The organism is Azospirillum thermophilum (assembly GCF_003130795.1).
Taxonomy (GTDB): domain Bacteria; phylum Pseudomonadota; class Alphaproteobacteria; order Azospirillales; family Azospirillaceae; genus Azospirillum; species Azospirillum thermophilum.
This window is the reverse complement of sequence record NZ_CP029355.1, coordinates 42810-55844: the sequence shown is the minus strand read 5'-3', so window position 1 is coordinate 55844 and position 13035 is coordinate 42810. Positions and strand designations below refer to the sequence as shown.

The 13035-nt window shown below is 65.0% G+C and carries 15 protein-coding genes; 5 read left to right on the top strand and 10 right to left on the bottom strand.

Going from position 1 to position 13035, the window contains the following annotated elements; genetic code table 11:
- Positions 1 to 2: 2 nt before the first annotated feature.
- The 6 genes from DEW08_RS31565 to DEW08_RS21135 all read right to left on the bottom strand — a co-directional run bounded on the left by DEW08_RS31565 (position 3) and on the right by DEW08_RS21135 (position 5923).
- Positions 3 to 617: a hypothetical protein gene (locus DEW08_RS31565; protein WP_211107301.1), complete on the bottom strand. Its 615-nt coding sequence runs from the start codon at positions 615 to 617 to the stop codon at positions 3 to 5.
- Positions 601 to 3069 (bottom strand): VirB4 family type IV secretion/conjugal transfer ATPase, encoded by a 2469-nt coding sequence (locus DEW08_RS21155; protein ID WP_109331062.1) that lies wholly within the window; start codon positions 3067 to 3069, stop codon positions 601 to 603. Before DEW08_RS21155 ends, DEW08_RS31565 begins: the two co-directional genes overlap by 17 nt.
- 9 nt (positions 3070 to 3078) lie before the next feature.
- A complete protein-coding gene (locus DEW08_RS21150) occupies positions 3079 to 3381 on the bottom strand; it encodes a conjugal transfer protein TrbD (protein ID WP_245986817.1) in 303 nt (100 codons plus the stop codon).
- Positions 3378 to 3743, bottom strand: coding sequence for a TrbC/VirB2 family protein (locus DEW08_RS21145; RefSeq protein WP_109331060.1), 366 nt, complete (start codon positions 3741 to 3743; stop codon positions 3378 to 3380). Before DEW08_RS21145 ends, DEW08_RS21150 begins: the two co-directional genes overlap by 4 nt.
- A 6-nt stretch (positions 3744 to 3749) precedes the next feature.
- Positions 3750 to 4649, bottom strand: coding sequence for a P-type conjugative transfer ATPase TrbB (gene trbB, locus DEW08_RS21140; RefSeq protein WP_245986816.1), 900 nt, complete (start codon positions 4647 to 4649; stop codon positions 3750 to 3752).
- A gap of 74 nt (positions 4650 to 4723) precedes the next feature.
- Positions 4724 to 5923: an IS256 family transposase gene (locus DEW08_RS21135; RefSeq protein WP_109329025.1), complete on the bottom strand. Its 1200-nt coding sequence runs from the start codon at positions 5921 to 5923 to the stop codon at positions 4724 to 4726.
- A gap of 785 nt (positions 5924 to 6708) precedes the next feature.
- Here DEW08_RS21135 and DEW08_RS21130 point away from each other — a divergent pair.
- The gene (locus DEW08_RS21130) at positions 6709 to 6942 is read left to right on the top strand and encodes a helix-turn-helix transcriptional regulator (RefSeq protein WP_168220470.1); all 234 of its coding nucleotides are present in this window, start codon (positions 6709 to 6711) and stop codon (positions 6940 to 6942) included.
- 13 nt (positions 6943 to 6955) lie between these two features.
- Positions 6956 to 7234: a helix-turn-helix transcriptional regulator gene (locus tag DEW08_RS21125; RefSeq protein ID WP_109331052.1), complete on the top strand. Its 279-nt coding sequence runs from the start codon at positions 6956 to 6958 to the stop codon at positions 7232 to 7234.
- A 10-nt stretch (positions 7235 to 7244) separates the two neighbouring features.
- On the opposite strand, the gene DEW08_RS21120 is transcribed toward DEW08_RS21125, so the two are convergent.
- The 4 genes from DEW08_RS21120 to DEW08_RS21105 all read right to left on the bottom strand — a co-directional run bounded on the left by DEW08_RS21120 (position 7245) and on the right by DEW08_RS21105 (position 10748).
- Positions 7245 to 8057 (bottom strand): replication initiation protein, encoded by an 813-nt coding sequence (locus tag DEW08_RS21120; protein ID WP_109331050.1) that lies wholly within the window; start codon positions 8055 to 8057, stop codon positions 7245 to 7247.
- Positions 8058 to 9128: 1071 nt separating this feature from the next.
- Positions 9129 to 9515, bottom strand: a complete 387-nt coding sequence (locus tag DEW08_RS21115) for a hypothetical protein (RefSeq protein ID WP_146214744.1) — start codon at positions 9513 to 9515, stop codon at positions 9129 to 9131.
- Positions 9516 to 9565: 50 nt separating this feature from the next.
- Complete coding sequence (locus DEW08_RS21110; RefSeq protein ID WP_245986814.1) at positions 9566 to 10351, bottom strand: nucleotide-binding protein; 786 nt, start codon at positions 10349 to 10351, stop codon at positions 9566 to 9568.
- A 10-nt stretch (positions 10352 to 10361) separates the two neighbouring features.
- Positions 10362 to 10748: a hypothetical protein gene (locus DEW08_RS21105; protein WP_109331045.1), complete on the bottom strand. Its 387-nt coding sequence runs from the start codon at positions 10746 to 10748 to the stop codon at positions 10362 to 10364.
- 348 nt (positions 10749 to 11096) lie between these two features.
- On the opposite strand from DEW08_RS21105, the gene DEW08_RS21100 reads away from it, so the two are divergent.
- The 3 genes from DEW08_RS21100 to DEW08_RS21090 all read left to right on the top strand — a co-directional run bounded on the left by DEW08_RS21100 (position 11097) and on the right by DEW08_RS21090 (position 13010).
- Positions 11097 to 11447, top strand: coding sequence for a plasmid mobilization protein (locus DEW08_RS21100; RefSeq protein ID WP_109331043.1), 351 nt, complete (start codon positions 11097 to 11099; stop codon positions 11445 to 11447).
- A complete protein-coding gene (locus DEW08_RS21095; protein WP_109331041.1) occupies positions 11444 to 11683 on the top strand; it encodes a hypothetical protein in 240 nt (79 codons plus the stop codon). Before DEW08_RS21100 ends, DEW08_RS21095 begins: the two co-directional genes overlap by 4 nt.
- A 127-nt stretch (positions 11684 to 11810) precedes the next feature.
- Complete coding sequence (locus DEW08_RS21090) at positions 11811 to 13010, top strand: IS256 family transposase (RefSeq protein WP_109329025.1); 1200 nt, start codon at positions 11811 to 11813, stop codon at positions 13008 to 13010.
- Positions 13011 to 13035: the final 25 nt, after the last annotated feature.

Sequence of the window (13035 nt, the reverse complement as noted above, 5' to 3'; positions counted from 1 at the left end):
ACCTACTGCATGCGGACGCGGTGGAAGAGCTTGGAGTCGATGTAGACGTCGAAGGCCTGCGGCGACTTGGGCTGCTGCCACTCCACCGCGTCGTAGACGTGGACGGTGATCCGCTGGTCATCGGAGCCGCCCAGCACCGTGGTGCCGATCAGCGAGCCGACGCAGGCGCGCGGCCCCGGCAGGCCGCCGCCGCGGTCGCTGTTGGGGGCAGGCTCCGACTGCATCGGCGACGAGCGGTCCAGCGCCGTCGCGTCCGGCAGCACGCCGGGCGGCAGGGCGCCGGGCACGCCGGCCAGGGTGCCGGCGCTGACCCATTGGCCGGCCGGCGCCGGCTGGAGGCCGGCCGGGCAGAGGTCGTAGGGATCGGACACCATGCGGACATAGGAGCCGCCGCGTTCCGGCGAGCCGGCCATGTCGCAGGTCGGGAAGGCGCCGCCGCGGCGCAGATGACGCCACAGCCGCTCAATCGGGGGGACGCACTCCGCATACTGCGTCGGGCCGCCGGGATTGCTCATGCAGAGCAGGACCTGACAGCCCCAATCGCTTGCCCCGGCTGGCACCGGCAGCAGGGCGAGGCCGGCGAGCAGCACGCCGGCCGCCTTAAAGCAGATGGTCATAGCGCACCCCTCTTTTCTGGAGCCAGTGGAAGGGCCAGTCGGGACCGTGGCTGGCGGCCAGCTCGCGCACCTGCGCCACGCTGTCCTTGTCGGAGACGCCGACGAAGGCGAGGGCCACCGGCCCCAGGCCGAGCGAGAAGAGACGGCGGCCTTCCGGCGACAGGTAGTAGTAATCGCGCTTCTTGGCCGCAGTCTTGAGGATGCCGATCTGCACCGCGTTCAGCCCGATGGCGGTGTAGAGGTCGCGCGGTCCCGGCACCTGCGACGTGCCGCTCTTGTCGGCCTCTTCATTGGGCAGCAGGATCTTGGTGGGACAAGACTCCAGCAGCACGTCGAGCAGGCCCGAGCGCACCGCGTCCGACAGGCTTTGGGTGGCGAGCACGACGCCGCAATTGGCCTTGCGCAGCACCTTCAACCATTCGCGAATTTTCTCGCGAAACACCGGGTGCCCGAGCATGACCCAGGCCTCATCGAGCAGCAGAAGCGCCGGCTGGCCGCGCAGGGACTTCTCGAAGCGGCGGAACAGGTAGAGCAGCACCGGGATCAGGGTCTTCTCACCGAGCGCCATCAGCTCTTCGATTTCAAAGACCGTGAAGGCGGCATCGCTGAGGCCGTCGCGGGTGCTGTCGAGCAGGTGCCCGAGGGGACCGCTGATCGTGTAGGGCGCCAGGGCCGAGCGCAGCTTTTCGTCCTGCACCGTCAGCAGGAAGTCGGTCAGGGACCGCTCCTGCGGCCCCTTTTCCTGGCTCAGCAGCCGCATGGCGCGGTGGATTTCCTCGCGCTGCGCCGGGGTCGGCGGCACGCCGGTCTGGAGCTGGTAGCAGGACTCGATCCACTCTTCCGCCCAGGCCAGATCGCCGGGAGTGTCGAGCGCGGCGAGCGGAGCGAAGGAGAGCTTGCTGGCCTCGCCGGCGATGTCGTGGTGGGCGCCGCCGCAGGCGAGCGCCAGGGCGAGCATGGAGCGGCCCTTGTCGAAGGCCACCACGGTGGCGTCGGGATAGCGGCGGAACTGGGCGGCCACCGTGCCCAGCAGGGTCGACTTGCCGGCGCCGGTCGGGCCGAATACTAGAGTATGCCCGACGTCTCCCACGTGCAGATTGAGCCGAAAAGGGGTCGATCCGGGGGCAGATCCATACAAAAGCGGCGGTGCGCCTTCCGGATAGAACGGGCAGGGAGCGGTATCCAGCCCGGCCCACACGCTGGCGAGCGGCAGCAGATCGGCGAGGTTGAGGGTGTGGATCAGCGGCCGGCGGACATTCGGGTGGGGATGACCGGGCAGGGTGCCCAGCCACGCCTCCACGGCGTTGATTGTCTCCAGCCGGCAGGCGAAGCCGAGACGCTGCACCTCGCGCGACACCATCCGGGCGCTGTCGAGCAGCCGGCCGCGGTCCTCGCCCATCAGGACGATGACCGGGGTGTAGTAGCCGAAGGTGACGAGCGCCGAGCTGGCGTCGGTGATCGCCGCTTCGGTCTCGCCGGCCATCAGCAGGGCGTCCTCGTTGACGACGCCGCCCTGGGTGCGGAAGACCTGGGACCAGAAGCCCCGCACCTTCTGCTTCCATTTGCGGCGGTAGCGGTGGAGGTGGGTCACCGCCTCGTGCTGGTCGAGGTAGATGAAGCGCGAGGACCAGCGGTAGGCGACCGGCAGGTGCTCCAGCACGTCGAGGATGTTGGGGTAGGAGGCGCCGGGGAAGCCTTCCAGCGAGATGCAGGCAATGTAGCGGTCCCCGATGCGCGGGGTGTCGCCGGTCCACAGCTCGCGGCCGCCAATCACCGCGTCGAGATACATCCCGTCCGGCGGGATGTTCAGCGGCGTGTCGTCGCCGGTCAGGCAGAAGTGCAGGTAGTTGACCAGCTCGTCGCGCAGGTGCTCCCGGCCATGGGCGCAGACATGGGTGTAGCTGGTCATGCGGCGCACCGTCAGCACGGTGCCGAGCGCGTCCTCCAGATCGCCGAGCGCCTTCTTGAAAGCGGTCAGCGTCTGGTCGGCCGGCGACTGCGGCGCCGCGGTCGGGTCCTCGTCCCACAGGTAATCCTGGATCTTGGTGTTGCGCCGCAGGGGCGGGGTGTACTGCAACACCAGGGCATAGTCGGACTCGTAGTGCGCGCCGTGGGTGGTGAACTGGCGGCGGCGCTCCGCGTCGATCAGCCGGGTGACCGGATCGGGGAAGGCCGAGGCCTCGACCGGCGGATAGCCGGCCGAGGGCAGGCGGGCGGCCTCATGCCAGCTCACCCAGCCGCTGCCCAACCGGGCGAGGGCGGCGTTGACCCGCTCCGTCACGTAGTTGCGCTCGTCGGCGGTCGAGGACGCGGTATCCGGCCCGCGGTAGTAGAAGCCGGCGAGCAGGGCGCCGCTCTTGCCGAGGACAATGCCGTCATCGACCAGGGCGGCCCAATCGAGCAGATCGGGCACCCCCTTGGCCTTGTCACGATAGGTCTTGAGAGCCAGCATGACCCCTCCTTAGCGGTCGCGGAAGGGCCGCGACCGGGCCGGGTAGTAGGCTTGGTACTGCAGGTGGCGGGTGTAGACGTGACTCAGCCGGGGATCGGCCTTCGCCATGGTGCGCAGAAAGCCGATCAGGCCGAACCAGAGGCTCAGCCCGACCAGCGTGGCGATCCAGTTCTGCGCCGTCACGATCAGGCCGCCCGCCACCAGGGCGGTGAACATCACCAGCTCGCGCTCCCCGCCCATCAGCAGGTTGGCGCGGTGCAGCGCCCGACGGAACTCCGTCAGGCGCAGCCCGCTGGTGGCGGAGCCGGTCACGCCAGGACCACCCCGGCGCCGGCCGCGGCGATCACCGCGCCGACGCCGAAGAGCTGGGTCAGGATGTTGGTGGCGAACACCAGCAGAGCGACCACCAGCACCAGCATCACGAAGCGGCGGGCGAACTCGTTGATTTCGCCGCCCCAGATCAGCATGGCGCCGCAGACGACGACGCCGAGCAGCGAGATGGCGAAGGCGACCGGGCCGGTCAGCGAGTTGACGAAGGTCTGGAGCGGGGCTTCCCAGGGAAGCCCGCCGCCGCCGCCGCCGGCCGCAAGGGCCTGATTGGGAGCGGTCAGCAGCACCGTGAGGGCAGCCGTCAGGGTGGCGGCCGAGAGGCCGCGGGAGAGCAGGTTGCGCATGGGTCCTTATCCGAGTTGTGAGAGGACGTAATCGGTGCCGTCGAAGCCATCGACGGCGAGGACGGCGCTGATGCGCCGGCCGGGACTGGCAGAGGTCTTTTCGATGTTGACGATGATGTTGACGGCCTCGGCGATCCTCCGCTGCCACGAGGCCGCCGTGGCTTCGGCAATCAGGCTTTCCAGGCGGATCAGGCCGGCGGTGCCGGCGCTGTCGCTGGTGTTGGCGTGGACGGTGGCGACCCCGCCGGGATGGCCGGTGTTCCAGGCTTTCAGCATCGACAGGGCCTCCGGCCCGCGCGTCTCGCCCACCAGAATACGAGTCGGCCGCAGGCGCATGGTGGCGGCGAGCAGCCGCTGCATGCCGACATGCTCCGCCGTGCGCAACTGCACGACGTTGGCCGCCGCGCACTGAAGCTCGACCGTGTCTTCGATGATGATCAGCCGGTCGTGCGGGGTGGCGCGCTCGATCTCCTTGATGAGCGCGTTGGTCAGCGTCGTCTTGCCGGTGCCGGTGCCGCCGACCACGAGGATGTTGCGGCGGGCGGCCACGGCCTCGACCAGCACCGCCCGCTGGCAGCCGGTCATGATGCCGCGCTCGACATACTCATCCAGCGTGAAGATGCGGGACGCCTTGCGGCGGATGGCGAAGGTGGGGGCGGCGACCACCGGCGGGATCAGCGCCTCGAAGCGCGAGCCGTCAAAGGGCAACTCGCATTCGAGGATCGGGTTGTCGCGGGTAATGGTGGTGCGCAGGGCAGCGGCCACCGTGGTCATCAGGGACTCCGCCTGACTGGCCGACATGGTGCCGACCGGCATCATCTCCTGCCCCAGCCGCTCGACCCACAGCCGGCCGTCCGGGTTCAGCGCGATTTCCACGACATCGGGCTCGGCCAGAAAACCGCACACCAGAGGGCGATCGTGCCCCGGGGCGTGGTGTCTGAGGGAACGTAGGTGCTCTTCGGCGAGTTGAAGCCGCCGGTCTACTCCGCTGCGATGGACAGCGGGTCAGCGGTGGGAGGGTGGCACAGCTCGGTCAGGCTTTCCATGGTCATGTAGCGCCGGCACACCGCCCACTCGTCGTGTTGCTCCAGCAGCAAGGCACCGACCAAGCGGGTGACCGCTCCTTCCCCGGGGAAGATGCCGACGACGTTGGTGCGCCGTTTGATCTCGCCGTTCAGGCGTTCCAGCGGATTCGTGGAGTGCAGCTTGGTGCGCAGGTCCTTGGGGTAGGCCATGTAGGCCAGCACGTCGAACTCCGCCTCGTCCATCAGCGCCGCCAGCTTGGAGAACCGCGGCCGCAGGCTGTCGGCAACCCGGCGCCACTGCTCGTGCGCCGCCTCGGCGGTCTCCTGGGCAAACGCGGTGCGGATGGTGGCGGCGACCATCGTCTGGTGCGCCTTGCCCACGCAGGAGAGGAGATTCCGCATGCAATGAACGCGGCACCGCTGGAGTGTCGCGCCCAGCACCTTGGAGGCGGCGGCCTTCAGCCCGAGATGCGCGTCGGCGATCACCAGCTTCACGCCCCGCAGCCCCCGGCGGGTGAGCGAGCGCAGGAAGTCGCTCCAGAAGGTCTCCGCCTCCGACAGCCCGAGGCCGAGCCCCAACACCTCGCGTCGGCCGTCAGTGTTGACGCCGATCGCCAGTATGGCGGCGAGCGAGACGATGCGGCCGTCCTGGCGCACCTTCACGTAGGTCGCGTCCAGCCACACGAACGGCCAGTCGCCCTCCAGCGGGCGGGTCAGGAAGGCCTGCACGCGGTCGTCGATCTCTTCACACAAGCGGCTGACCTGGGACTTGGAGATGCCAGTCATGCCCATTGCCTTGACCAGCTCATCGACGTTGCGCGTCGAGATGCCCTGCACGTAGGCCTCCTGGATCACCGCGATCAGCGCCTTCTCCGCCGTGCGCCGCGGCTCCAGAAAGGCTGGGAAGTAGGAGCCGCGCCGCAGCTTGGGGATGCGCAGGTCGATGGCGCCGGCGCGTGTCTCCCAGGTCCGCTCCCGATATCCGTTGCGCTTGGTCAGCCGCTCGTCCGAGCGCTCACCGTAGCCGGCGCCGGTCAACGCCTCGACTTCCAGTTCCATCAGGCGCTGAGCGGCGAAGCCGACCATCTCGCGCAGGAAGTCGGCGTCGGCGCTCTTCCCAATCAGCTCGTGAAGAGCGATCCTGTCCTCGGTCATCGTGTCACTCCGTCTCGGTTGATGGTCGTCAAGCAACCTCAACTTAGCCGAAGAACACGGTGACCGCCCGTTCCCGGACGGCTGGCCCGCCTGCGCCAGCTATGGGGAGCGCTCCGGCGGGCCAGCCTCACGTCTCAGACACCACTCGGCGGGACACGGCCCAGAGGGCCAAGCTCACGGCGTAGCTTCTCCTGCACGCGCCGGTCGTGTTCCTGCTGGAACGAAGCGGCAGCGGTCACGCTCATTGGCACCCCCTGGAGTCGCTGTTTCGTTCTCTCCTGTGGTTGCTACTATAGCCATCACGTAATCAGCAAAGAACGGCAAAAAGGGTATAGAAAGATCCGTCGTTCGACATGGTTAGGTTGCATACCAAAAGGACAGGACGACTTCAGCGGAGTCCGTCCAATCAAGCTTTGGCGCACACCTACATATTCGGGTATGCCGTTTGTACGGGCAGCCAAGGCCGCAAGATGCTTGAAATCTAAAAATGTGCCCGTAATGTGAATGCGCGAACACGGCAGAACGTCGAGTCGGATAGGGAGTGGAGCGTGGCGCGCCTAAAGACTAAGTTGCGAAGCCTGGAGTTTTCGCAGTCTGACGCTGCCGTTCCTCTCGCGGCTCTCTAAAAAAACAAGCCGGTTCAGTCGGCCATTCTCTTGTCCGGCGACCCTACTTGAGCGCCTTCCTTCATAGAATAATAATGGCGAGAGACTGCCGTGGTTGATCCTGATGAAAAGCCGGAGTCAGTCCCTCGCAAGCGCCGGACATCTCATCGAGACAAGCCGGTGGAGCTGCTGATTTTTGCCCACAACTTCAAGCAGGCCCGTCTCAATGCCGGGCTGACGCAGACCGACATCACCAAGCGGATCGGCATCTCCCAAGCCTACGTGTCCGACGTGGAGCGGGCCGTGGTCGATCCCAGCCTGACCCACATGGCCTTGCTGGCGCGGATCGTGGGCAAGCCCCTGCACGAGTTGCTCAAGCCTTCGCCGACGTTGAAATCTTCACCGACGAAGTGAAGGCGCGCCGACCGTGACGGAAGAGTTCAAGAAACCGCGCTCCCCGCAAAAGTCTCGCAGACAACCCACTGCAAAAGAAGATGCGCCGACAGAGCTTCTCATATTTGCAAGAAACTTCAAGAAAGCACGTCTGGAGGCAGGTCTTTCCCAACGTGATATCATGAGAATGACTGGCATAAGCCAGAATTACATCAGCTTCCTTGAAAGATCATTCTATTCCCCGAGCCTCAGCTACATGGCCCTGCTGGCGCGGGTCGTGGGGAAGCCGCTGCACGAGCTGCTGGAGCCCTAGCTCCACCCGATCACATCGTATCGACGACCGATCCGCGCAGACGGGCACTCCGACCGACGCGAGGGCGTTGGAGTTCCGCAAAGGCGGCCTTCCGCTCCTCCGGCGTCTTGTCCCGCCATTGAAACCAGATCCCAATGCAGCGGCGCCCCCTGTATTCCGGTTCAAAGGCGATGCACACCTCTTCGGCCAGAGCATTGACCTCCAGCTCGGCGGTGCGCAACGCATAGGCATTGAGATCCGAAAAGCGCGAGAGCTTGCCGTCCTGAACCCCGAGGAGCCCACGGATCTCCTCGATGGTGAATTTCTCCCGCGCGACATGGCGCAGATTGCGCCGCTTCATCGCCATCTCGTAGGCGGCCAGGGCATACTTGGACTCGAAGGCAGCCATCACCTCGATCCGAAGGCGGCCATAGGTCCTGCTGTTCTGGAGGAGTTCGATCAGCAGCGGATCGAACCGGTAGGTGAGAAAGCCATCCGGGCTTTCGTCCTCGGCCCGGTTGCCGCCCAGGAGCTGGACGCGGATGGTATTCGGCCGACCGGTTTCCGGGTTGATGTAGCGGACGCGGACAATCGTCGTCATCAACCGCTCAATGCTGTCCTTGACCCTGGCGTTACTCGTATCGCTGCCTCGCAGTTCCGCCATGTGGATATGATGCGGAGCCTCTTCACCAATCCGATCCCAGGCATTGAGGATCAGCAGATTATAGTTTCGCCGGTCGAGCAGAGTCAGCGGGCGGGACGTGTTTTCGAGGATGTCGATCAGTTCCCCGGGCTTGACCATCGAGCCAATGCTTGGACGCTGATCCAGAGTACGGATTGCCATGTCTGCGCCTGGAGCTGAGACGGAACAGCCATACGCTATCGTGAAGTGAGCCAGCTTACAACTCACTTCACCACTGCCATTGCAAAAACTCACGATAGACCGGCTGAGCCGTCAGCCTTGGCGCTAAGCCGTCTCCCGGAAAGCCCCTGCACGGACCGTCGCGCGATCCATCTTCTGTACCCATCCGATTGGTTCGGGGGCATTGCAAGAACTCACCCTTCCACAGAGCAAGTGATTGATTCGAAACGAAAGCATCTGTGACAAGCGTGGCCTGCTCCTCTCAGGAAGCTGCCGCAAGATCCAGGACAGCGGCCCCATCATTGCAAAAGCTCACCCATCCACAGGCTAAGTCACTGTTTTCCAACGATACATCTAGCGGAGCAGGCCGGGTTTCGCTGTTGTGACTCAACGGGTGCTCCCAGATGACACGGAAAGGCCGGCAACAGCCATTCGTGCCATTGCAAAAACTCACTCATCCACAGATCAAGTTATTGAAATAAAACGCTATATGATCCACCAGCCTCCACGTTCACCTCTGTCCAGCGGAAGGCTCCACCCCCCATTGCAAAAACTCACTAATCCCATTGCAAAAACTCACCCGCCCCATTGCAAAAACTCACGCGACTCATTGCAAAAACTCACGCGACTCATTGCAAAAACTCACTCATCCACAGGCTAATGCTTTGATTTCGTTCTGGAATATCGCCCTAGAACATTGAATCATGAATCTATGAATCTTAGAACGGGTTCACACCCCGTTCCTGCCCGTTAAGTCACATCAGCGCTCCCGGTGGATTTGTGGACAGTGCGCCTGGAAGGCGCACCGGCAGGCGACCGTGGACAACCGCTAACGCGGTTGCCCACCGCCGCCGCCTCTGCCCACAACCCCACCGGGCCAACCAGCAACCAGAACCTTCTGATTTTTATAGGAAAAGGAGAGAGATAAGGTTCAGCCTATAACCCTGGCGTTCAATCACTTGCTACCAAGCGCCCCTCCCCCATTGCGAAACGTCACCGTTTGAGCGGCTGGCAGGGCTGGCTCCTCAGGGGCCTTGGACTGCCAGGTCGTGCTTAGAGGGCGATCGAGCCTGCCAGCATCCCGAGGAGGCCGCAGACGGCACCCACGGCGACCAGAGCGGCGTAGAGGGCCGTCCGGCGGGCTATGGCGGCCTGCTGGGCCGCCTCCTGTGCCGCCTGCACCTGCCGGCCAAGGGAGGCGAGAAGCTGCGCCTGAACGGCCCTGCCAGCGTCCTCGACCTGTCCTGCCACATAGCCGCCGGCATCGGTGACCAGCTTGCCGGCTAGCTCGCGGGCGGCTGCGATCTGCTGGGCCGATCCCGCGGCCGTCTGGTCCTGCGCCTGTTCGATGGCGGCGGTCAGCCGCTCGACATATTGGGTCAGCACCAGCTCGTTGAGGGTGAGGGTGACGAGGATCGGGTCAGATGGACCAAGCAGCACGTTGTGCCGCTTGGCAACCTCCCCTATGAGCCGTTGGACGTCCATGGCTGTCAGACAACGAGAGCGATCTGACCGAAGATATCACGCTTCATCATCGTCAGACGCTGCTTTGCCATCAGACCGAAGTCGGGGCTGCTGACCGCTTCATCAAAGGTAAATTTACGGTCCAGCATCATCTCCATGTCCTTTCCAAAAGTCTCGCTGGTGTAACGCTTGATCCGCACGAGCCCTTTCACCCGGTGCCGGTTGGCCTGATACGCCTTCATCGCTTCAAAGCTCTTTCCTTCTGCCGAAATGTCGCCGAAATACTCATTGAGCCATACCACCATCTGCGCGGTGTCGGGAAGCTGACGGGCGAGCTGATCGAAGCCGGTGAGGGTGTCCATGATGGCCTGGCCGCCGGTGACGACGGTATGGACGACGAGCTGCCGGCCCGACGCGGCCAGCAGGTCGGCCACGCCGTTTTCCAGCATGTAGCTGGTGAGGGGCAGGAAGGAGGCGGCGCCGTTGTCCACCACGACACTGGTGTCGGAGGACATCAGCAGCTCCATCATCTCATCGAAGCGGCGGGTGTTGATCTGGTTGCCCTGCAAGAGGTCGAGGCGTCGGGCGTTGAGGGCGGCATAGCCCGAGAGGGTGTCGTTGACGGGATCGGTGTCGATGCAGGTGACCGGGCGGCCGGTGCTGGAGAGGTACTGTGCCAGGAAGGACGACACCATGGACTTTCCGACACCCCCTTTTCCCTGGAGTGTCATGTGAATTTGGGAAGCTGGTTCGGCTAAGGTCGGGGCGGCAGTCATGGCCTCATCAGGGGCCTGTTGGACCTTGGCAGGCATCGGTGACTCCTTAAATCAAGTCCTCGGGGTTCTTCGCGCGAGGATTGTATTTGAACTGGCGGATCACAGGGCCGCCCTCCGGATCGGCAGGCTCGGCGGCGGGCTGCGGTGGAGTGGTGGCTGGGAACGGTTCAGCCTGTTTCGGAGGCGCGGTTACGGTCGGCTTTTGCTTCCTGGGCCGACTCTCTGCGTTGTCCGCCTCAGTGATGTAGCGTTGCACATAGCGGGCGAAGCTTGAGTAGCTGACGCCCAGCTTGGCGGCATGGCGCTGGTAGATCACAGTCAGCGGGTAGCCCTGGTTCACGTCCTTGTGAACGGTTTCGAGGATGGTGAGGAAGGCGATCCGGCCGGCGCCCCAGTGGCGCGCAGGACCGGGCTTGTCCGGCTTGTCCGTCATCGGCTCTCTCAGCGGCTTCCGCGGCTGAGTCTCGCAGTGTTTCGCAGTGTTTCGCAAACTCTCAGACGATATAAGCTGCGAGACTCTGCGAACCTTTGCGAATGTCTTAGAGGCTTTGCGAAGCTCTGCGATTATGACTCAGTTGGGATAGGCCGTTGCAGAGTCTTGCGGAGCTTCGCAGACAGTTTCACTTGTTCGGATGGCAAGATGTGTGTTGTAGGCCTACACGGCGACGCCGTGCAGTCCCACAACACCCGCGCTTACTCGCCCTGCGGGCTCGACGCTGATCTTGCTCTGCGAGGCATACGGCGGCTGCCGCCGCTTTTGAACGCCAGGGAGGAAACCACCATGAAGGGGACCAAAACGGTTGATACGCGGGACCGGCAGCGGCCCTTGAAGGTGTGGGTGAACGAGGCCGAGCGGGTGCGGATCGAAGCGCAGGCGAAGGCGACCGGGTTGTCGGTCTCGGGCTACCTGCGGAGCGTCGGGCTGGGGTACCAGCCGCGCAGTGTGCTCGACCTCGAAGCGGTCGAGCGGCTGGCGAAGGTGAACGCCGACCTGGGGCGACTGGGCGGCCTCCTAAAGTTGTGGCTGACCGACACGCCTGGGCGGGGGGCACCGGTGGCGGACGTGCGCGATCTGCTGAACCGGATCAAGGACACCCAGGACGAGCTTCGTGAGGCGGTGACGCGGCTATGATCGCCAAGCGGGTCAAGCGGACCAAGGCGACCTCAGATTTCGCAAGGCTGGGCCGTTATATCCTGGTCGCGCGGGACGAGACGGCGGCCCAACTGTGGACGCGGACGGCGGACTACATCCTCGACGCCAAGGGCGGCGGGGAAAAGCTGGCGTGGTCGCGCATCACCAACTGCCAGTCGGACGAGCCGGGGTGGGCGATCCGGGCCGTGTCCCGCCGAGTGGTGTCTGAGACGTGAGGCTGGCCCGCCGGAGCGCTCCCCATAGCTGGCGCAGGCGGGCCAGCCGTCCGGGAACGGGCGGTCACCGTGTTCTTCGGCTAAGTTGAGGTTGCTTGACGACCATCAACCGAGACGGAGTGACACGATGACCGAGGACAGGATCGCTCTTCACGAGCTGATTGGGAAGAGCGCCGACGCCGACTTCCTGCGCGAGATGGTCGGCTTCGCCGCTCAGCGCCTGATGGAACTGGAAGTCGAGGCGTTGACCGGCGCCGGCTACGGTGAGCGCTCGGACGAGCGGCTGACCAAGCGCAACGGATATCGGGAGCGGACCTGGGAGACACGCGCCGGCGCCATCGACCTGCGCATCCCCAAGCTGCGGCGCGGCTCCTACTTCCCAGCCTTTCTGGAGCCGCGGCGCACGGCGGAGAAGGCGCTGATCGCGGTGATCCAGGAGGCCTACGTGCAGGGCATCTCGACGCGCAACGTCGATGAGCTGGTCAAGGCAATGGGCATGACTGGCATCTCCAAGTCCCAGGTCAGCCGCTTGTGTGAAGAGATCGACGACCGCGTGCAGGCCTTCCTGACCCGCCCGCTGGAGGGCGACTGGCCGTTCGTGTGGCTGGACGCGACCTACGTGAAGGTGCGCCAGGACGGCCGCATCGTCTCGCTCGCCGCCATACTGGCGATCGGCGTCAACACTGACGGCCGACGCGAGGTGTTGGGGCTCGGCCTCGGGCTGTCGGAGGCGGAGACCTTCTGGAGCGACTTCCTGCGCTCGCTCACCCGCCGGGGGCTGCGGGGCGTGAAGCTGGTGATCGCCGACGCGCATCTCGGGCTGAAGGCCGCCGCCTCCAAGGTGCTGGGCGCGACACTCCAGCGGTGCCGCGTTCATTGCATGCGGAATCTCCTCTCCTGCGTGGGCAAGGCGCACCAGACGATGGTCGCCGCCACCATCCGCACCGCGTTTGCCCAGGAGACCGCCGAGGCGGCGCACGAGCAGTGGCGCCGGGTTGCCGACAGCCTGCGGCCGCGGTTCTCCAAGCTGGCGGCGCTGATGGACGAGGCGGAGTTCGACGTGCTGGCCTACATGGCCTACCCCAAGGACCTGCGCACCAAGCTGCACTCCACGAATCCGCTGGAACGCCTGAACGGCGAGATCAAACGGCGCACCAACGTCGTCGGCATCTTCCCCGGGGAAGGAGCGGTCACCCGCTTGGTCGGTGCCTTGCTGCTGGAGCAACACGACGAGTGGGCGGTGTGCCGGCGCTACATGACCATGGAAAGCCTGACCGAGCTGTGCCACCCTCCCACCGCTGACCCGCTGTCCATCGCAGCGGAGTAGACCGGCGGCTTCAACTCGCCGAAGA